This window comes from Bradyrhizobium sp. URHC0002 (assembly GCF_054059515.1).
On the sequence record NZ_JBSSCF010000001.1, the window covers coordinates 1,052,039 to 1,071,971 of the forward strand.

At 62.7% G+C, this 19,933-nt stretch carries 17 protein-coding genes; 8 read left to right on the top strand and 9 right to left on the bottom strand.

Annotation, left to right across the window (positions count from 1 at the left end; translation table 11 throughout):
* Window positions 1-14: 14 nt before the first annotated feature.
* Window positions 15-992, bottom strand: coding sequence for a Bug family tripartite tricarboxylate transporter substrate binding protein (locus tag ACVWVY_RS05070; protein WP_456625346.1), 978 nt, complete (start codon window positions 990-992; stop codon window positions 15-17).
* A 150-nt stretch (window positions 993-1,142) separates the two neighbouring features.
* On the opposite strand from ACVWVY_RS05070, the gene ACVWVY_RS05075 reads away from it, so the two are divergent.
* The 3 genes from ACVWVY_RS05075 (at window position 1,143) to ACVWVY_RS05085 (ending at window position 5,167) form a co-directional block, all read left to right on the top strand.
* Complete coding sequence (locus ACVWVY_RS05075; RefSeq protein ID WP_456625347.1) at window positions 1,143-1,562, top strand: VOC family protein; 420 nt, start codon at window positions 1,143-1,145, stop codon at window positions 1,560-1,562.
* A gap of 203 nt (window positions 1,563-1,765) precedes the next feature.
* Window positions 1,766-3,346 (top strand): AMP-binding protein, encoded by a 1,581-nt coding sequence (locus tag ACVWVY_RS05080; protein WP_456625348.1) that lies wholly within the window; start codon window positions 1,766-1,768, stop codon window positions 3,344-3,346.
* A gap of 126 nt (window positions 3,347-3,472) precedes the next feature.
* Window positions 3,473-5,167: an amidohydrolase gene (locus tag ACVWVY_RS05085; protein WP_456625349.1), complete on the top strand. Its 1,695-nt coding sequence runs from the start codon at window positions 3,473-3,475 to the stop codon at window positions 5,165-5,167.
* Window positions 5,168-5,278: 111 nt separating this feature from the next.
* Here the strand turns inward: ACVWVY_RS05085 and ACVWVY_RS05090 are convergent, their stop codons facing one another.
* From ACVWVY_RS05090 to ACVWVY_RS05105, 4 genes are all read right to left on the bottom strand, one after another.
* Window positions 5,279-6,574: a cytochrome P450 gene (locus tag ACVWVY_RS05090; protein WP_456625350.1), complete on the bottom strand. Its 1,296-nt coding sequence runs from the start codon at window positions 6,572-6,574 to the stop codon at window positions 5,279-5,281.
* A gap of 156 nt (window positions 6,575-6,730) precedes the next feature.
* Complete coding sequence (locus tag ACVWVY_RS05095; RefSeq protein WP_456625351.1) at window positions 6,731-7,828, bottom strand: HD-GYP domain-containing protein; 1,098 nt, start codon at window positions 7,826-7,828, stop codon at window positions 6,731-6,733.
* 349 nt (window positions 7,829-8,177) lie between these two features.
* Window positions 8,178-10,460 (bottom strand): molybdopterin cofactor-binding domain-containing protein, encoded by a 2,283-nt coding sequence (locus tag ACVWVY_RS05100; protein ID WP_456625352.1) that lies wholly within the window; start codon window positions 10,458-10,460, stop codon window positions 8,178-8,180.
* Window positions 10,457-10,948: a (2Fe-2S)-binding protein gene (locus ACVWVY_RS05105; protein ID WP_456625353.1), complete on the bottom strand. Its 492-nt coding sequence runs from the start codon at window positions 10,946-10,948 to the stop codon at window positions 10,457-10,459. The genes ACVWVY_RS05100 and ACVWVY_RS05105 overlap by 4 nt, the downstream gene beginning before the upstream one ends.
* A gap of 306 nt (window positions 10,949-11,254) precedes the next feature.
* Between ACVWVY_RS05105 and ACVWVY_RS05110 the strand changes: the two genes are divergently transcribed.
* The 3 genes from ACVWVY_RS05110 to ACVWVY_RS05120 all read left to right on the top strand — a co-directional run bounded on the left by ACVWVY_RS05110 (window position 11,255) and on the right by ACVWVY_RS05120 (window position 13,117).
* Window positions 11,255-12,043, top strand: coding sequence for an alpha/beta fold hydrolase (locus ACVWVY_RS05110; protein WP_456625354.1), 789 nt, complete (start codon window positions 11,255-11,257; stop codon window positions 12,041-12,043).
* Entirely contained in the window at window positions 12,040-12,384 is a 345-nt protein-coding gene (locus tag ACVWVY_RS05115) for a hypothetical protein (RefSeq protein ID WP_456625355.1), read from the top strand. Before ACVWVY_RS05110 ends, ACVWVY_RS05115 begins: the two co-directional genes overlap by 4 nt.
* 61 nt (window positions 12,385-12,445) lie before the next feature.
* Window positions 12,446-13,117 (top strand): dienelactone hydrolase family protein, encoded by a 672-nt coding sequence (locus ACVWVY_RS05120; protein WP_456625356.1) that lies wholly within the window; start codon window positions 12,446-12,448, stop codon window positions 13,115-13,117.
* A 60-nt stretch (window positions 13,118-13,177) separates the two neighbouring features.
* Here ACVWVY_RS05120 and ACVWVY_RS05125 read toward each other — a convergent pair whose 3' ends face one another.
* The 4 genes from ACVWVY_RS05125 to ACVWVY_RS05140 all read right to left on the bottom strand — a co-directional run bounded on the left by ACVWVY_RS05125 (window position 13,178) and on the right by ACVWVY_RS05140 (window position 16,477).
* Complete coding sequence (locus ACVWVY_RS05125) at window positions 13,178-14,185, bottom strand: Bug family tripartite tricarboxylate transporter substrate binding protein (RefSeq protein WP_456625357.1); 1,008 nt, start codon at window positions 14,183-14,185, stop codon at window positions 13,178-13,180.
* A 316-nt stretch (window positions 14,186-14,501) separates the two neighbouring features.
* Window positions 14,502-15,242: a polysaccharide biosynthesis/export family protein gene (locus ACVWVY_RS05130; protein WP_456625358.1), complete on the bottom strand. Its 741-nt coding sequence runs from the start codon at window positions 15,240-15,242 to the stop codon at window positions 14,502-14,504.
* 133 nt (window positions 15,243-15,375) lie between these two features.
* Complete coding sequence (msrA, locus tag ACVWVY_RS05135; protein WP_456625359.1) at window positions 15,376-16,032, bottom strand: peptide-methionine (S)-S-oxide reductase MsrA; 657 nt, start codon at window positions 16,030-16,032, stop codon at window positions 15,376-15,378.
* Between the two features lie 127 nt (window positions 16,033-16,159).
* The gene (locus ACVWVY_RS05140) at window positions 16,160-16,477 is read right to left on the bottom strand and encodes a hypothetical protein (protein WP_456625360.1); all 318 of its coding nucleotides are present in this window, start codon (window positions 16,475-16,477) and stop codon (window positions 16,160-16,162) included.
* A 373-nt stretch (window positions 16,478-16,850) separates the two neighbouring features.
* Here ACVWVY_RS05140 and rpsT point away from each other — a divergent pair, with 373 nt between their 5' ends.
* Together rpsT and dnaA are read left to right on the top strand one after the other, a co-directional pair.
* Window positions 16,851-17,117 carry a 30S ribosomal protein S20 gene (gene rpsT / locus ACVWVY_RS05145; protein ID WP_456625361.1) on the top strand — a complete coding sequence of 89 codons (267 nt, stop codon included), beginning with the start codon at window positions 16,851-16,853 and terminating at the stop codon, window positions 17,115-17,117.
* Window positions 17,118-18,442: 1,325 nt separating this feature from the next.
* Entirely contained in the window at window positions 18,443-19,873 is a 1,431-nt protein-coding gene (gene dnaA / locus ACVWVY_RS05150) for a chromosomal replication initiator protein DnaA (RefSeq protein WP_456625362.1), read from the top strand.
* The last annotated feature ends 60 nt before the right edge of the window (window positions 19,874-19,933 follow it).

The following is a 19,933-nucleotide window of genomic DNA, read 5'->3' on the forward strand; positions in this document are numbered from 1 at the left end:
TTCCGTGAGGTAGATCACTGCACTTTTTCGACCTTGGCGTCCTCGATCACCTTCTTCCACTTGTCGGTTTCGGCCACAATCATCGCGCCGAACGCTTCCGGCGTTCCGATCAGCGGTTCGCCGCCGAGATCGATCAGCCTGGCCGCGGTCGCAGGTTCCGCGAGCACCTCGTTGATCTCCTTGTTCAGCTTGGCGATGATTTCCTTCGGGGTGTTCTTTGGCGCCCCCATGCCGAACAGCGCGCTCGCCTCGTAGCCGGGGATGGTGTCGGCAAGGACCGGCACGTCAGGCAACAGCGACGACTTCGTCGCGCTGGTAACCGCCAGCGCCCGCACCGAGCCGGCGCGGACGTGCTGGAGGATGGAAGGCATGTTGTCGAAGATCACCTGGACCTGGCCGCCGAGCAGATCGGTGATCGCGGGCGCGGCGCCGCGGTAGGGCACGTGCTGCATCTTGGCGCCCGACATCGCCATGAACATTTCGCCCGACAGATGCACGGATGTGCCATTGCCGGATGACGCCATGTTCACCTTGCCGGGATTGGCCTTCACATAGGCGATGAACTCGGCGACCGTCTTGGCCGGCACGTCCTTGTTGACCGTCATCACGTTCGGCACACGGTTGAACGCCGCGACCGGCGCAATATCGCGAACCAGGTTGAATTTCAGGTTGGAATAGAGCGTGGCGTTGATGTAGTTCGCCGGATTGACCAGCAGCACGGTGTAGCCATCGGGCTCGGCGTTGATGACGGATTCGGTGGCGATATTGTTGCCGGCGCCGGGCTTGTTCTCGATCACGAATTGCTGGCCGAGCCGCTCGGAAAGCCGCTGGCCGATCAGCCGCGCGATGATGTCGGTCGCGCCGCCCGGCGGATATCCGACGACCCATCTCACCGGCCGGGTCGGATATTCCGCCGCCGAAACGCTGCCGATTGAAGCGGCCGTGGAAAGGCCGATCACGGCCAGACAAATCGCGGTGCGACGTGAAATCATAAAACTCTCCTTGGAGGCCGGGATTAAGAACCCGGTCCGTTTCTATTGAGGCGCTGTTCTATTGAACCGAACGCGGCCCGCGTTGTAACAAACAAAGTCAGGTGCGGCCAGTGCGACCCGGCGCCGCCGACCGCGACGAAAGGATAAGGCATGTCTGTCAGGGTTAACGCGCTCGACCATCTCGTCATCAATGTGTCCGACGTGGCGCGTTCCACCGAGTGGTACCGCAAGATTCTCGGCATGGAGGTCAAGGTGTTCGATCCCGGCCCGGGCAAAACGCCGCGGACCTCGCTGGTGTTCGGCAACCAGAAGATCAACGTGCGGCCGCGCGGCGCGGACAAGGTCGAGTGGTTCACGGCCGACCACGAAGCCGCCGGGAGCGACGATCTGTGCTTCCTGACGTCAAGCACGCCTGACGAAGTGGTGGCGCACCTGAAAGCCAACGGGGTCAAAATCGAGGAAGGCCCGGTCGCCAAACAGGGCGCCCGCGGCGCGCTGCGTTCGGTCTATTGCCGGGATCCCGATGGCAGTCTGATCGAGATTTCGTCGTATGAGGATGGGGCGCGCTAGCACCGCTCCCTCCCCGTCATTGCGAGCGAAGCGAAGCAATCCATCGCGCAGCATAACCGATGGATGGATTGCTTCGTCGCCTTGCTCCTCGCAATGACGCGGAAGGGCCGGCAATTCCCTATTTGCCCATCGCGCCATCCAATGGCAGAACTACTCCCAACAAAAACCAAGGCAGCCAGTCAGAGCTGCACGGGAGGAATTTCATGCCACTTTCGCAAGCTGCGCCGGGCATTGTCGGACCGTTCGCAGGGCTCGACGTGCCGTGGCTGCTGCGGATGCGCGCCGAGAGCCGCCGCAACCATCCGTTCCTGATCTGGGCGCCGTTCGAGGCACCGGCGCGGAGTTGGTCCTACGGCGAGTTTTACGAGCGCGTCGGCGCACTTTCCGCCGGCCTCGTCAAACGCGGCATCAAGCCGGGCGAATATGTGCTGATTCATCTCGACAATTGCATCGAGGCTGTTCTGGCCTGGTTTGCCTGTGTCGAACTCGGCGCGATCGCAGTCACCACCAACACCCGCTCGGCGGCGGCGGAAATGGAATACTTCGCCGGCCATTGCGGTGCCGTCGCCGCCATCACCCAGCCCGCCTATGCCGAATTGATCTCGGCCAATTGCCGCGGCCTGCGCTGGATCGCCGTGACCTCGCATGATGCCGGAAGTACGCCTGCGCAAGGCGCGCCACGCGGCGACCGTTTCGAATCATTGTTCGCCGACAGCGCCGACCGGCCGCGCCGCGCCGCCGACCCGTTGGCGCCGTGCAGCGTTCAATACACCTCGGGCACCACTTCGCGGCCGAAGGCGGTGCTGTGGACGCATGCCAATGCGCTGTGGGGCGCCAAGATCAACGCCGCGCATGAAGATCTGCACGCCGATGACGTGCACCAGACCTATCTGCCGCTGTTTCACACCAACGCGCTGGCCTATTCGATGCTGGCGACGCTGTGGGTCGGCGCTTCCTGCGTGATCCAGCCGCGGTTTTCGGCGAGCCGGTTCTGGGGCGTGGCGCTGGAACACAACTGCACCTGGACCTCGACGATCCCCTTCTGCATGAAGGCGCTGCTGGAACATGAGATTCCCAAAGACCACAAGTTCCGGCTCTGGGGCACCGCGATATCCGAGCCGCCGCCGTTCGCCGCCTTCGGCATCAAGATGATCGGCTGGTGGGGCATGACCGAAACCATCACCCACGGCATCGTCGGCGAGGTCGACCAGCCCAACACACCGATGTCGATCGGCCGACCCGCACCGGAATATCAGATTCGCGTCACCGAAGACGACGGCACGCCGACGCCGGCCGGCGGCACCGGCAATCTCCTGATCAAGGGCATTCCAGGCCTATCGCTGTTTTCAGAATATCTGCACAACGAAAAGGCCACGCGCGAGAGCTTTGACGAGCACGGCTATTTCATCACCGGCGACCGCGTCACCATGCTCGATAACGGCTTCATAAAATTCGGCGACCGTACCAAGGACATGCTCAAGGTCGGCGGCGAGAATGTCGCGGCGTCCGAGATCGAACAGGTGATTGCCGTCGTGCCCGGCGTGCGCGAGGCCGCGGTGGTGGCGAAGAAGCATCCGATGCTGGATGAAGTGGCGGTCGTGTTCATCATTCCGCATGCCGGTGTCAAGGGCGCACCGGCCGACCTGCATGACAAGGTGATGGCCGCCTGCCGCAACGCCCTCGCCGACTTCAAGGTGCCGCGCGAAATTCACTTCGTCGACGACATGCCGCGCTCGACACTGGAGAAGGTGGCGAAGGCGGAATTGCGGAAGATGCTGGGGTGAAGCTTTCGTCATTGCGAGTGCAGCGAAGCAATCCATCGGGCTACAAAGCAAGTATGGATTGCTTCGCTCCGCTCGCAATGACGGGGAGAGAAATTTAACAACTAGAAAAACACAGGGGAGCGCGCGATGCCGGGGCTGAGGTCGAATTCTACGAGGGTTTCTTGCTATTTTGCGGCGGCCTTCATCGTGACGTCGCCGGCCGGCATGGCGGCGGCCCAAACCGCCGACACGATTCTCTTCAACGGCAAAATCCTCACCGTCGACAAGGATTTCTCGACGCAGCAGGCCGTGGCGATCGCCGATGGCAAGATCCTCGCGACCGGCGCTTCAGCTGCGATGAAGAAGCTCGCCGGCAAAACCGCGAAGCTGATCGATCTCGATGGCCGCACCGTGATTCCCGGGCTCACCGACGGGCACATCCACGGCGTCCGCGCCGCGCTGACCTTCGGCACCGAGGTAAACTGGATCGGCGTGCCCACGCTGAAAGACGCGCTGGAGAAGATCGGCCAGGCTGCAAAGACGCAGAAGCCCGGATCATGGATCGTCGTCGCCGGCGGCTGGACCGAGGAGCAGTTTGCCGAGAAGCGCCGGCCAACACCGGCCGAGGTCGCAGCAGTTGCGCCCGACAATCCCGTCTACATCCAGCACCTCTATGACTGGCTGCTGCTGTCGCCGAAGGCGATGGAGGCGCTGAACGTCCGCGACGACAACGATGTGGCGCCCGGCGGCAAGCTCGCGCGCGACAGCGACAACAAGCCAACCGGCATCATTGACGCCGGCGGCGCCGCGCTCGGCAGGATTTTCGACAAGCTGCCGAAGCCAACCATGGAGCAGCAGATCGACGGCTCCAAAAAATTCTTCCGCGAGATGAACAGCCTCGGCATCACCGGCATTGTCGACGGCGGCGGCGTCAGCATGTATCCGGCGAGTTACCAGGCCGTGTTCCGGCTGTGGCAGGACAAGCAGCTGACCGTGCGCGTCGCCTATCACCTCTGCGCGCCGAAGCCCGGCAGCGAGCTCGCCGACCTGCAGAACCTGACGCAACTCTCGCCACCAGGATTTGGCGACGCGATGTTGCACTTCAACGGCCCCGGCGAAATCCTGATCTGGGCCGACTGGACCGACGGCGACATCACGCCCGACGGCAAGGCGAAGCTTGCCGAACTGCTGCGCTGGGCGGCGTCAAAGCGCTACACCATCCAGCTGCACTGGAACCCGGACCGCACCGTCCACGACCTGCTCGACGTGGTCGAAGACATCAACAAGGACTTTCCGGTGCGCGACCTGCGCTGGGCCGTGCTGCATCTCTACACGGCCTCTGAAGACAGCTTGAAGCGGATGAAGGCGCTCGGCCTGGTCTGGGGCGTGCAGGATGGGCTCTATTTCGGCGGCGAGCGGCTGCAGAAGGAGGTCGGTGTCGAACAGGCCAAGGCGATGCCGCGGATCGCAACTGCAATGAAGCTCGGGCTCGTGGTCGGCGCCGGCACCGACGCGCATCGCGTGTCGTCCTACAATCCCTTCGTGTCGCTGCAATGGTATCTCGACGGCACCACGATCGGCGGCACCAAAACCCGCGGCGACGAGGAAGCGCCCAGCCGCCGCCAGGCGCTGGAAATGTACACCCGCAACACCGCCTTCATGGCAAATGACGACGACAAGCGCGGCACGCTGGAGGCCGGCAAGTTAGCCGACCTCGCGGTGCTGTCCGCGGACTACATGACGGCGCCCGTGAAGGAGATCGGCAGGATCAAATCGGTGCTGACGATGGTCGGCGGCAAGGTGGTGTACGCGGCGTCGCCGTTTGCCGAGGGGCGGCGCTAGCGCACAGTGCGTAGGGTGGGCAAAGCGCAGCGTGCCCACCATTCATCGATGACGGCGCATGAGATGGTGGGCACGTCGCTAGCGCTCCTTTGCCCACCCTACGCAGATCGCTCAATTCACCTCGAAACGGATCGGCAATTTCTTCGGTCCGTTGACGAAGGTGGCCTGCGTCATCTTGACCTCGCCGTCGAGGGCAATCGATTTCAGCCGCGGCAGCAGCTCCTCGAACAGGATCCGCATCTCCAGTTTCGCCAGATACTGCCCGAGGCACAGATGCGCGCCATAGCCGAACGCGACGTGGCGGTTCGGCTTGCGCTCGCAGCGAAATTGGTACGGCTCCTCGAACACGTCCTCGTCGCGATTGCCGGACGCGTAGCACAGCATCAGCCAGTCGCCCTTTGCGATTTTGCGACCGCCGAGTTCAGTGTCTGCTGTGGCCGAACGCATGAAATGCTTGACCGGCGTCATCCAGCGGACGGCCTCGTCGACGAGACCCGGGATCAGTTCGGGATTGGCCTTCACCTTTTCAAATTGCGCGGGGTCTTCCGCCAGCGCCCAGATCGCGCCGGCGGTCGAGGACGACGTCGTGTCATGGCCGGCGGTGGCGACGATCATGTAGTAGCTGGTCGCGTCATGATCCGGCATGTAGTCGCCGCCGATCTTTGCGTTCGCAATCACGGTGGCGAGATCGTCGCGCGGGGTGCGGCGCCGGTCCTCGGTGATAGCACGGAAATAGGCGCCGAAATCAGCCACCACCGACTGCATCATCCCCGAGAACTGCTCGGCCGTGAGCTGCTCCCTGATCCGCGCCGTGTCGGGATCCTGCGGGCCGAACAGCTCTTGAGTCAGCTTGAGCATTCGCGGCTCGTCCTTCTCGGGCACGCCGAGAATTTCCATGATGACATGGAGGGGATAGCCGAGGGCGACGTCCGCGACGAAATCGCAGGCGCCACCCTTGTCGAGCATGCGTTGCACGGTGGCACGCGCGATCTCGCGCACGCGCACCTCGAACTTTCCGAGATTGGCCGGCATGAACCAGCCCTGCGTCAACGCCCGGTATTTCGGATGATCGGGCGCATCCATCTGCACCAGCGAGCGCACCAGATTTGGCCCGCCCGTGATCTTGCGCACGCGTTCTTCCACCGCCTGGTTCGTCAGCGTGGTCGGGCGGTCGGCATTGTGGAACAGCTCGTTCTGGCGGCTGACGGCCTGGATATGCGCGTGCTTTGTCACGACCCAGAACGGGTCGAACTTCTCGGGCCGCGCGATCCCGAGCGGGTTGTTGGCGCGCAGCCAGCGGTAGCTGTCATGAATGCGATGGTCGGCATAGGCGGCCGGGTTGACGAGCGTAGCCGCAATATCGGTGGGAATGTCGACATTGCCGCCTGAGGTCGCTGTCGTAGCCATGGATCTTCCCCGTCATCATCTTAACGCGTGCGTGCGCGCCGATGATCACCGACAATTAGGCGGTTGCTTGGCCGGAAGCTTGCGTTGAGCGGCTAACGCCCCCTTGCGCAAACGCTTCGCGTTTGTCGCGGGCGATGATGGCGGGAGGCTGCGGGCTCAATAATACCCGAATGCCACCGGGCGGAAGGCGTGCAGCAGATGCTGGTCGATCTTGTCGCCCATTTCTTCCATCATGCCGAAGGCCCGGGCGTGGGTGAACTGCAGCCGGTAGGCGCGCTTCTCGACAAGCGCGGCATAGATATCCACGATCGTGGTCAGCCGCACGATATCGCTGATCTGCTTGCCGCTCAGGCCGTTGGGATAGCCGGTGCCATCGAGAAATTCGTGGTGGTGCAGCACCACGTCGAGCATTTCGGGCGGGAAGCCGCCCTGAGCCGACAGCGCATCATAGCCGCGGCGCGGATGCTGGCGCATCTCTTCCATCTCTTCCAGCGTCAGCGGGCCCGGCTTGTCGAGGATCGTCACCGGAATGAACGCCTTGCCGACATCGTGCAGCAGCGCGGCACGGGCAAGACGGCGCTGGTCGTCCTCGCGCATACCGAGATGCTGCGCGTAGGCGACCGCAAAGCCGGTGACGAAGAGGCAATGGCGATAGCTGCCGGCGTGATGGCAGCCGACTGTCGTCAACCATTCCCGCAGGGACGAATGCTTGATCGCCTTGAGGATCTTGTTCTCCGCCTCGATGATGTCGCTGAATTTCAGGGGAACGCCGGCCGGAAGCTTTTCGAAGATCTTGACCATCACGGCATGCGCCGCTTCAACGCCCCTGTTCAGAACCTTGCCGCGATCGGTCTCGTCATATCCGTCGCTGTCCGGAAACGCGGCGCGAATCCGCTGCAGGATGCCTTGCGCATCGAACGGTCGCGCGATGGTGTCGGTGGCGCCCAGCGCCCAGGCCTGCATCGATCCGTGATGCAGCGCATCCGCCAGCACGAACAGCCGCGGCATTTCGCGATAGGCCTCGGCGCGCAGCTTGTTGCGCACCAGCTGCACGCTCTCGGCAGAACGCAGGTTGATGTCGACCACGATACCTGCCAGGTCGCGCTCCGGCGCGTCGGGAATGTCGGATGTCGCGATGGTGTCGACCTGACCGACGGATCGCAGAATGCTGGCGAGCTCGCTGCTTTGATCGCTCCGATCCGAAGCCAGCAACAGCCGGCGCTTGGTCGAAGTCTTGTTGGCTACCGATGTCATAAACCCCAGACCCCTAGCGTTGACCACTTGCAACTGAGGCTAGCGGAGAATGCGTTCCTTGCGGCTTAAGAGGGATCATGAATCTAGACTACCGCGAACGCTAAAATTTTAGCGATCTTGTTCGTGATGCGCCGCACCCGCGCACATCCCCCACTGTCATCATCCGCCTTGTGCGCAATTGCGCACTGGAGCGGATGATCCAGTACGCCGTGACTGTTATAGTTACCCTCGAAGGCCGCGGCGTCCTGGATGCCCCGCCTTCGCGGGGCATGACGAGATCGGGTCATAAAAAAATCCGCCGGAAGCGTTGCCCCCGGCGGATTATGCATCGACTGATGACGCGTGCGTCTTACGCCTTCATATTCGCTTTCACCGCTTCTGCCGTGATCGGCAGCGAGCGGATGCGCGCGCCGCAGGCGTTGAAGATCGCGTTGCCGAGCGCAGGCGCGATCACCGTTACCGCCGGTTCGCCGACGCCGGTCGGCTTCTCGCCGTTGGCGATGACGTTGACGGCGACTTCCGGCGTCTGGCTCATCCGCAAGGGGGTGTAGGTATCGAAGTTGGTCTGCTCGATACCGCCATCCTTCAGCGTCGCCTTTTCATACATGGCGAGCGAAAGGCCCCACAATGCCGCGCCCTCGACCTGGGCGCGGATGTTGTCGGGATGCACCTGCATGCCGACGTCGGTGGCCACGGTCAATTTCTTGACCTTGACCTCGCCGGAGGCTGACACCGCAACATGGGCCACGCAGGCGGTCCAGCTTGCGGTTGCCCGCTCCTGCGACGAGACGCAGGCGACGCCCATGCCCTCGCCATTCGGCAATTTGCTGGTGCCGTAGCCGGCCATGCCCATCGCCGCCAGCAGCGTGTTGCGCAGGCGTTGCGCACCGCCGTCATTCTTGCCTTTGCCGTCCAGCAACGCGATGCGGTACTGCGCGGGATCCTTGCCGGCCGCGTGTGCAAGTTCGTCGATCATGCTTTCGACCGCCCAGAAGGTCCAGCCCGGCGCCACCGAGCGCAACTGCCCGGACGGAGTGGCGTTGTGCGCCATCTCATTCTTGATCGCGCGGACATTGTGATTGGGCACGGAATAGAAGAAGTCCGCACCGTTCACGGTGAACGCGTCGAGCGGTCCCTTCTTGTCGACCGACGGCGACAGGAAATCGGGGATCCCCCATCGCTGGGTCGGCCACGCCGAGACCACGTCGTGATTGAGCGCGATCAGCTTGCCATCGCCATCGAGACCCGCCTTCACCTTCTGGAAGGTCAGCGGACGCGAATAGTCCATGGTCATGTCGTTTTCGCGGCTGTAGATGACCTTGACCGGCTTGCCGACAGCTTTCGCCGCCTGCACCGCGGGCACCATCATGTCGGCGTCGAGACGCCGGCCGAAGCCACCGCCCAACCACATCTGATGCATCACGACAAACTTGGGATCGATCCCGGCCGCTCCCGCCGCGATGGCGCCGGAGCGCGTCGCGAACTGATTGCCGGAATAGATGTGCAGGATGTCGCCCTTGAACTCGGCCGTGGCGTTCATCGGCTCGAGCGGCGCGTGGATGTTGATGCTGGTGGTGTACTCGGCCTCCAACACCTTCGCCGCGGTCCCGAAGGCCGCCGCCGTATCGCCGTCCTTGACGAAGAACTGCCCGGAATCGTCGAGCGCCTGCAGCCGCTTCGCCTCGTCGACCAACGACTGGCTCGACACCTTGGCGTTCGGGCCGTTGTCATAGGTGATCTTCAACGCGTCGGCCGCCTTGCGGGCGTTGGCATAGGTATTGGCCACCGCCACCACCCAGCCGGTCGTGCTTCCGGTCTTGTCGTCGAGCGTGACGGCCTTGAGGAATCCCGGCACCTTCTTGGCCGCGCTGTCGTCGACAGACTTCACCGTGGCGCCATAGCGCACCGGCGGCGTGACCACCTTGCCATAGGCCATGCCCGGCAGCATGACGTCGATGCCATACTTCGCCGTGCCGTTGGTCTTCGGAGGGATATCGAGCTGCGGAACCGAGACGCCGACCATGGTGTACTGATCGGGCGTCTTGAGCTTGATCGCCTTGAGTTCATCCGGCGTGAAGGTCTTGGTGATCTTGCCGCTCTTGACGATGTCGGCAAAACTCATCGACTTCTTCGACTTCGGATGCGAGATGGTGGAGTTGCGCACCACCAGTTCGCCGGCCGGCACGCCCATCGAGGCGGCGGCGGCTTCCGTCAACGCCATACGCCCCGCGGCGCCCGCGCGGCTCATCGCATCGAAATTCATCATCGTGCTCCAGCTACCGCCGGTAATCTGCGCGCCGAGCACGGGGTCGTTGAATTTCGGATCGTTGGAGGCAAGCTGGACCCGCATGTCCTTCCAGCTCGAACCGAGCTCTTCGGAAACGATCTGCGCCATCGTCGAAGCGATGTGCTGACCCATGTCGGCCTTGCCGCAGGTCACCGTGACGAGACCGTCGGGACCGATCGAGTACCACACGCTCGGTTCGAAAGCGGAAGGCGCGGCCAAAGCCTGATCGATACCTGGGACGGCGGCATAGCCGAGCACGAGGCCCGTGGCGGCGGAGCCGACCAGGAACGAACGGCGGCTGAGATCGGTGGCCGCACTGTCGGTGATTTTCACGTGCGTATTCATGTTGCCCTCCGCTCGGTGCCGGCGTTGGAGGCGGTACGCATTTCGGATGCAGCGCGCATGATCGCCTTCTGAATGCGCGAATAGGTCATGCAGCGGCACAGATTGCCGTCCATATGCGCGATCACTTCATCCTTGGTCGGATTGGGGTTCTTGGAGAGCAGCGATGCCGCCTGCATGATCTGACCGGACTGGCAGTAGCCGCATTGCGGGACCTGCTCGAGGATCCAGGCCTTCTGCAAGGGATGATCGCCCTTGGCGGACAGACCTTCGATGGTGGTGATTTTCTTGCCGAGCGCGTCGCTGATGGAAGTCTGGCAGGAGCGAACGGCTTCGCCGTTGACGTGAACCGTGCAGGCGCCGCAGAGACCTGCGCCGCAGCCGAATTTCGTACCGGTCATCTGCAATTGCTCGCGGATGACCCAGAGCAGCGGCGTATCGTTCGACGCCTCGACGGACATATTCCGTCCGTTGATATTCAGATTAGGCATTGGCGCTTCCCCTCCGGCGTATGAAGCCGCTTACGGCGGCATCTCACTTTGGGTATTTGGCTGGCACCCACCGGGTCGATGCCAGTTGGCGCGCAGAATGATACCGAACTTTCCCGGAGGCAATCCAATTTGGAATCGTTCGAAGAGAATAGCATTGTGCGCTGCGGCAAGGCTTTGTCGTCGACACGCCAATCACCTTCATCGTCGCAGACGCATCTTCCGTTTCCGCATTTCCCAACCGCGAACGGATCGCGCTAGGATAGAGCGAGGGCGGAATTAGGCGTCGTTGCTTCGGGAAGAACAGGAATGCCAACCATCAATCGCGACGGAGTCCGCATCCATTACGAGGTCCACGGCTCCGGCCCACCCTTGCTGCTGACGCACGGCTATTCATCGACCAGTGGGATGTGGCAGGGCCAGATCGCGCACCTGTCGAAACATCACAAACTCGTGTTGTGGGACATGCGGGGTCATGGCCAGTCCGGTTACCCCGAGGATACCTCGGCCTATAGCGAAGCGCTGACGGTCGCCGACATGGCGGCGCTGCTCGACGCCGTCGGCGCCGAGCAGGCGATCGTCGGCGGGCTGTCGCTGGGCGGCTACATGTCGCTGGCGTTCTATCGCGCCCATCCGGACCGCGTCCGCGCCCTCCTGATTATCGACACCGGCCCGGGCTTCAAGAAGGACGACGCCCGCGAGGTCTGGAACAAGCGCGCGCATGACACCGGCGACCGCTTCCAGCGCGAGGGACTGGAGGTTCTGAAATCCGCCAGCAGGGAACGCTCCAGCGTCACCCATCGCGATGCGTCGGGACTGGCGCGCGCCGCGCGCGGCATGCTGACCCAGCGCGATGCCCGCGTGATCGAATCCCTGCCTGACATCAAGGTGCCGTCACTGATCGTGGTTGGCGCCGACGATACGCCATTCCTCGCCGCCTCCGACTACATGGCGGCCAAGATTCCCGGCGCGCAGAAGGTGGTGATCCCGGCCGCCGGCCACGCCGTCAACATCGATCAGCCGCAGGCCTTCATCGACGCCGTGCTGCCGTTCCTCGACAGCCTTGACACCAAGTCAACACGGAAAGCCGCGTCATGAAGACAGCTGCCATGGCTCTCGCTTTGATCGCAGGCAGTTTCACGAACGCTGCCGCGCAAAAGCTGCCGCCGATCGGCGGGCCCTACCCGCCGCCCTTCACCGAAACGCTGTCCAACAACACGCCATTGGCGTTCGGCATGGGCGCCGACGAAGCGGCAGCTGCGCTCGGCACCCCGCTCAATTATGTCCGGGGACGTCCGGGCGAGGAAATCTTCCTCGCGTTTCGCAACATCGGCGGCAGCGGATTGTTTTACAAGAAGGACCGGCTCTTTCTGCAATTCCGCAAAGGCAGGCTGGCCGGCTGGAAGGGCGACTGGGGCCACAACTGGATGTGGCAGTAGCCCCTTCGCCAATCTTCATTCAATCGACTTCGTGCAACGCTCAAACATGAATGGATGACCCGTGGGACAGGATATCAAACTGACGGCTTCGGACGGTTTCAAACTGGGCGGCTATCGCGCCGATCCTGCGGGCGCGCCGAAAGCGGCGATCGTGGTGATCCAGGAGATCTTTGGCGTCAATCACCACATCCGCTCGGTCTGCGACCGGCTGGCGGGCGAAGGCTATGTCGCGATTGCGCCATCGATCTTCGATCGCATCGAACCTGATTTCACCAGTGGCTATTCGCCTGACGAAGTGACCAACGCGCGGAAGTTCGTCGCCAATCCGGATTGGGCCGCGATGCTGCGCGATACCCAGGCCGCGATCGATGCGGTGAAGGATGTCGGCCCGGTCGGCATCATCGGCTTCTGCTTAGGGGGCAGCATCGCCTATGCGGCGGCGACCAAGCTGTCGGGCCTTTCAGCCGCGGTCGGCTACTACGGCGGCGCCGTCGTTCGTTTCGCCGACGACAAGCCGCTAGTGCCCACGCAACTGCATTTCGGCGAAAAGGATGCGGGCATTCCGCTGACCGATGTCGAGACCATCAAGGCCAAGCGGCCTGACGTCGAAGTCCACATCTATCCCGGCGCACAGCACGGCTTTCACTGCGATGAGCGCGCCAGCTACGACAAGGCCAGCGCCGACATCGCCTGGCCGCGCAGCCTGGCGTTTTTCGCCAAGCATTTGAAGTGACGATCCGTCGTCATTCCGGGGCGCGCGATCGCGCGAACCCGGAACGACGATGCAGGGACCTCACTCGCCCTTGACGCCGGTTGCCTTCACGACATCGGCCCATTTCTCGTAGTCGCGGCGCAAGACTTTCTCGAACGTTTCCGCCGATCCACCCACCGGCACGAGGCTGAGCGTCTCGATCCCGGCGACGCCCTCGGGCGACGCGATGATGCGGGCGAGTTCGTCCGAAAGCTTGGCCACGATCTCCTTGGGCGTTGCGGCGGGCACGAACACGCCGAGCCAGCCTTCGATTTCAAAGCCGGGGTAACCAAGTTCGGCCATCGTCGGCACATCGGGCAACGCCTTCCTGCGCTTCTCGCCGCCAACCGCCAACGGCCTGAGCTTGCCCGCCTTGATTTGCGGGGAGGCCGTGGTCAGGTCGACGAACGACGAATTCACCGTGTTGGCGAGCAGGTCGTTCGTCAGCGGAGCCGAACCTCGATAGGGAACGTGGGTCATGTCGACATCGGCGACCTTCTTGAGGAGTTCGCCGTAGAGATGCGACGTCGTGGCGTTGCCGAAGGTACCGTAAGGCTTGCCGGGATTGGCCTTGGCATAATCGACCAGTTCCTTGACGGACTTGATCGGCTGCTGCTCGGGGACCACCAGAACGATGGTCGACAGCGCGGCCTGGGTGACCGGCGCGAGATCCTTGAAGACGTCGTACGGCAGCTTGCCAACGAGACTCGGCGCCTGAATGATCTGGGTAATAGCGACCAGCACGGTGTAGCCGTCGGGCTGCGCCTTGGCCACGTAGTCGTTGCCGACCACGCCGCCGCCGCCCGACTTGTTCTCGACGAGGACGGTCTGCTTCCACGACTCCTGCAATTTGTTGGCAAGCAAACGGGCGAGGACGTCGGTAGCGCCGCCTGCGGGATAAGGCACGACGAAGGTGATCCGCCGGCTCGGATAGGCGTCCGCCGCCGATGCCGGATGCGAAGAGGCGCACAGGGCCGACGCGGCGATGGACGCGAGCAAAGCTACCGCGGTCGCCGCGCGCGCCATGCGGACCGGCAAATGATAGTTCATGGTCATACTCCGGATTGCAGGCACCTAACCGACAAACCGGCGCGCCTAGATCAGACGACGTTCTTCTACATCGCTGCAGTGCAACTTGGAACAAGGTTTCGAACGTAGTCAGCGAATAGCGCTAATTTATCGCAACCCAAGACTTCCGCGCGCGTGTGAAGCCGCATTTCCGCCACTGCAAGTTAGATGCAGAGCGCAGACTCCGCTGGCGTGAAAACGGATGATGAATTTTCTTGGTCAAATGCGCGGCAATTGCCTGACACGACGGCTCAAGAAAGGGCCGGCCCAATGACCATTCGATGAAAACGCGTCACGCCTAGAACCAGCGCTCGCTGACGAGCACGGTATCGCCTGGGCTAAGCGGCGTGCCGGGCGGCACGACGAAGCGTGCGGTTCCCGAGGCATCCGTGTGGGTGACTGTGACGCTATCGCGGCGGGCGCGCGGAGAAAAGCCGCCGGCGATCGCCACCGCGCTCTCGACCGTCATGTTGGGGACGTACGGATATTGCCCGGGGGCTGCGACCTCGCCGAGAATGAAGAACGGCCGATACGCTTCGATCTCCACTGCGACCGACGGCTCCCTGATGAAGCCGGCGCGCAGCTTGGCCGATATCGCCGCCGCCAGTCCGGCCGTGGTGCGGCCGCGCGCCGGCACCGAACCGATCAGCGGCATCGTGATCGAGCCGCCGGCGTCGATCGCGTAGGTGTTGGTCAGGCCTTCCTGGCCGTAGACAACGACGCGCAGCCTGTCGCCGGCATCGAGATGATAGGCCGCGTCGTATCGCACCGGCACCGGTTCGACATCGGCCACGGGTGCGGCAAGGATGACGGGTGCTGGTGCCGCAGCGAAGGCAGCGCGAAGCGCGCCGACGGCGCCGCCGCCGGAATCGACCGCGATCGCCTGCGGCGGTGGGCTGTCAGGCTGGCCATAGGCGATTGAATCGAGATCGCGTTGCGGCCCAACCGCGACCGGCCCGGTCGTGCGCATGCAGCCCGATAGAGCGAGCGCAATGATGATCGCAGTGATCGGTATTCGAAACGCCCGCACAACCCGCACCAGAGCCATCCCTCAGAACGAGACAACTCCAGTCTTGCACCGGGTATGGTTAAAAAAGCGTTTTTTGCGATCAGGGGTTGCGCAAACGAGACACCCTCGCCCCGAGCTTGCGGGGCGAGGGTGAGAACATCAATCAGGCGGTCACGCCAACACCGATCGGACACGACACGCCGGTGCCGCCCAATCCGCAATAGCCCGCCGGGTTCTTGGCGAGATATTGCTGATGATAGTCCTCGGCGAAATAGAATTCGCCCGACGGCGCGATCTCGGTGGTGATGGCGCCGAGACCCTTCGCCGCCAGCGCCTTCTGGTACGTTGCCTTCGACGCATCGGCGGCTTGGCGCTGCGCATCGCCGAAGGTGTAGATCGCCGAGCGATACTGGGTGCCGACATCGTTGCCCTGGCGCATGCCCTGCGTCGGGTTGTGATTTTCCCAGAACGTTTTCAGGAGCTGCTCGTAGGAGATCTTCTTCGGATCGAACACGACCAGCACCACTTCGGTATGACCGGTGCGGCCCGAACAGGCCTCTTCATAGGTCGGATTGGGCGTGTGTCCGCCGGCATAGCCGACGGCAGTCGCATAGATGCCGTCACCGAGTTCCCAGAACTTGCGCTCTGCGCCCCAGAAACAGCCGAGGCCAAACACCGCCTGCTCAAGGCCTGCGGGATAGGGCGGCTGCAGCTTGCGGCCGTTGACGAAATGCGTGGTGGCGGTCGGTATCGGGGTCGCACGGCCCGGCAGCGCTTCGGCTGCGCTCGGCAACGCGGTGGTCTTGCGCATGAACAACATGGAATACCTCCAGGCGAGACATCGGCGGACGCGACAACGGCGTCGGCCGGTTGGACTTCTATATATGTCTTTACGCCGGATGCCGCAGCCCTGTTACGCCGCGCACCGCGAGCGGGCGACGGGCGGGTCAGTCCCGCGAATAGCCGATCAATGGCTTGCGGGGCCGGAACAGGATCATGAGCAGAATGCCGACCGCGCCCAGCACGGCAAAAACGGGCTGATCCAGCAAGACCTTGATGACGCTGTTCCAGAGCCAGGGCGCGGTACCCTCGACCCAGGTCCGGAATGCAAGCTGGCTGGACTGATGGACGTCGTTCCAGAACTGGCCGAACCGGGTGAACCGCAGGGTCTGGTCAGCGACGAAACGGGCACCGTCATAGACCATAAAGATGAATCCGCCGGCCAGAAGCAGCAGGCCGATTAGCCGGAAAAAACCGCGGATCATGGGTCACCTTAATATCTGTCGCCCCGGAAGGCCGTCAGCCAATACCGGGGGCACCCCGGAAATTCAACCTCATCAGCACCTTACCCGCCATTTCCGGCTCCCTTCCCGGTGTTTCGGGGAGGGCGGAAGGCGTTGACGGTGCAGGACGCGCCCTCTATAAGACCCCCAATGGCGGCGGGCGCAATCCCGCCGCCGCTGTTCTTTGAGCAGCGCCGACCTCGGGAGCATTTTGGCTTCCGTCTACGGCATCCTCAAGAACGGCTTACGACAGAACACCCTGGAAAACACCACCAGCGTCGATCACGCAATTTGAACGGCCGGCGCGCTCAAGCCCGACCAACCGAGCGATGACAGCCGAAGGATAGTTGAGAACATGGCCAATACCACTTCCGCCAAAAAGGCGACCCGCAAGATTGCCCGCCGCACCATCGTCAACAAGTCGCGCCGCACTCAGATGCGTGGCGCGGTTCGCACCGTCGAGGAGGCGATCAAGAGCGGCGATCGCGAGGCGGCGCTCAAGGCGATGAAGAATGCGGAACCGGAACTGATGCAAGCCGCGCAGCGCAACATCATTCACAGGAACAATGCGAGCCGGAAGGTGTCGCGCCTGACGCACGCGATCGCCAAGCTCGCGAAGTGAACTGACAGAAATTTATATTCGTCAAAAGCCCGGCTTCGCCGGGCTTTTGTTTTTCTGTCATGGCGGAGCGTGCGCGCGCCAACCGGAAAATCCATTTCACTACGCACGTGCATCCTGTTGCATTTCGGGCTCACACTGAACCGTGTGACTGTGACAATTCAATTGTCCCGTTGCTGCGCATCCTCGTACGTGTCACATTTCTGGCGCCCGTATTTTTACGTAGTGCAATTTATTGCACCGGCGTTGCTGTGCGCACTTGCGAGAAACGCAAGCGCTACGGCCGACAATCCGAAGCCAGTTTCTGCCGCCCGCATCGCTCCGGCACGGGTTACCCTGAAAAACAATTCCGAAAAACATCGCCTCGCTAATCACTTATCCACATAGCGAGTACAAGCGTTTCGAAAACTGGTCGCGGTAACCACGATTGTAACGGTTTCTTAAAAAATTTTGCGAGTGCAGCGAAAATTGTCACGCTTGTCGGCGCCGCGCGATTCTGTGCGCTGATTCAAAAACTTGGTGTGGAGTTTCGCAATTGCAGTGTTGCAACACCGCCGAAGAGTCGGGCCACGTCGTCGAATCACGGATTGTCAGAAATCGCGCTTGGTGTATTTGTTACTCGTTCGCGACGCCCAAGGCTCTCCTGACCAGCGCGGTATGAGACCCAAGAGCGGACGTGCAAATCGGCGGCGGTGTGCGCGTTAGCGACGCTTTCCAAGCGAAGCTGAGTTGGTAACTCATAGCAATATGAGAACGGTTGTTTTGTGTCTAAATTTCCCAGCGTGGTGCTCGCGTTCAGCGCGCTCCGGACAAGGGGGAATAAGGCAAGGGGAACCAAGATGCCTTGCCGGCGATGCAACGATTGGGAACGCGGAGATCGTGAACGTGTTGAAGACGACAGACTGAAATACGCGGCGGCGCAGCGGTCGGACAAGCGGATGTTCGGTAGCGGCAGACTGGCTTTGAAAACACTGGTGTGATTGCTCGCCGCGCGTTCTCGCGGTGAGAGGGGGAGGTACTATGCTTTACGGAATCAACGCGACATTCGGCACACTCATTTCCATCGATACCGTTTCTGAATCCCAGGACGACGTATTCAGTCATCCACCCGCGCGAACTCCGGCTGGACCGTCGAGTACGCGCTGACCTCGCGGTAGCCTCTCACTCCATCCAGCCTTTGATCCGAGCAACGGCGATTCCGCCGAACGTCTGATCTTTGTCTGGTGGTTGAAGCTCCGCGTCGAGGTCACGTCTCGCAGGAAACCTGCAAGGCAGCGCGTCGGCCGATTTCGCTAACACCATTACTCTTTCAGAAAAGTTCTCAGACAATGACAAATACGGAACAGGATCGTTGGTCGCGCGTGAAGGGACGGTTGCGGACGACTGTGGGCGAGGACGTCTATACGAGCTGGTTCGCGCGCATGGACCTGGAAGCCGTGCAGGACGAAAGCGTGCATCTGTCGGTTCCGACCCGGTTCCTCAAGAGCTGGATCCAGGCGCATTACGCCGACCGTGTCCTGACCTGCTGGCAGGCCGAGATGCCGGAAGTGCACCGGATCGACCTCACCGTGCGCACCGCGATGCGCTGCGCCGCGCCCGCCAAGGAAGCCACCGCACCGGCCGATCAGCGCCGCATCGAGCACGCCAATGGCCGGCCCGCGCCGGAATTGCGCGCGACGGCGACGGCGCCGGTCTCGGCCAGCCATGATGCGCTCGGCGGCTCGCCGCTCGATCCGCGCCTGACCTTTGCAAGCTTCGTGATCGGTCGCTCCAACACGCTGGCCCATGCAGCCGCGCGCCAGGTCGCCGAAGGACGCCGCGGCGATCCCGTAATGTTCAACCCGCTCTACATTCACGCCGGCGTCGGCCTCGGCAAAACCCATCTGTTGCAGGCCGTGACGTGGGCCGGCAATTCCGGCAGCGAACGCAAGGTGCTCTATCTTACCGCCGAGAAGTTCATGTACGGCTTCGTCGCCGCACTGAAGACGCAGACGGCGTTGGCGTTCAAGGAAGCGCTGCGCGGCATCGACGTGCTCGTGATCGATGATCTGCAGTTCCTGCAGGGCAAATCGACCCAGGCCGAGTTCTGCCACACGCTGAACGCGCTGATCGATGCCGGCCGCCAGGTGGTGATTGCCGCCGACCGACCGCCGTCCGATCTCGAGAGCCTCGACGACCGCGTGCGCTCGCGGCTGGCTGGCGGCCTTGTCGTGGAGATGGGTTCACTCGGCGAAGAATTGCGGCTCGGAATCCTGAAGTCGCGCGTGGCGGCTGCGCGTGCGCATCACGCGAGCTTCGACGTGCCGGAAGCGGTGCTGGACTATCTGGCGCGCACCATTACCCATAACGGCCGCGACCTCGAAGGCGCCATCAACCGCCTGCTCGCCCATTCCAAGCTGAACAATCAGCCGGTGACGCTGGAAATGGCCGAGCGCGAGGTGCGCGACCTGATCCGTCCGCAGGAACCGAAGCGGATCAAGATCGAGGACATCCAGCGGGTGGTCGCCCGGCAATACAATGTCAGCCGTTCGGACCTGCTGTCGTCGCGGCGGACCGCGAACGTGGTTCGGCCGCGTCAGGTCGCGATGTATCTGGCCAAGACGCTGACGCTGCGTTCGCTGCCCGAGATCGGCCGCCGGTTCGGCGGACGCGACCACACCACGGTGCTGCACGCCGTGCGCAAGATCGAGGCACTGGTGGCCCGGGATACCGCGCTGTCCGAAGAAGTCGAATCGCTGAAGCGGCAATTGCAGGAATAGCGACAGCAAGATCAGGACCCGACTTCAGAACTTGGCTCCTCCCCAACCTCTCCCTCCCCT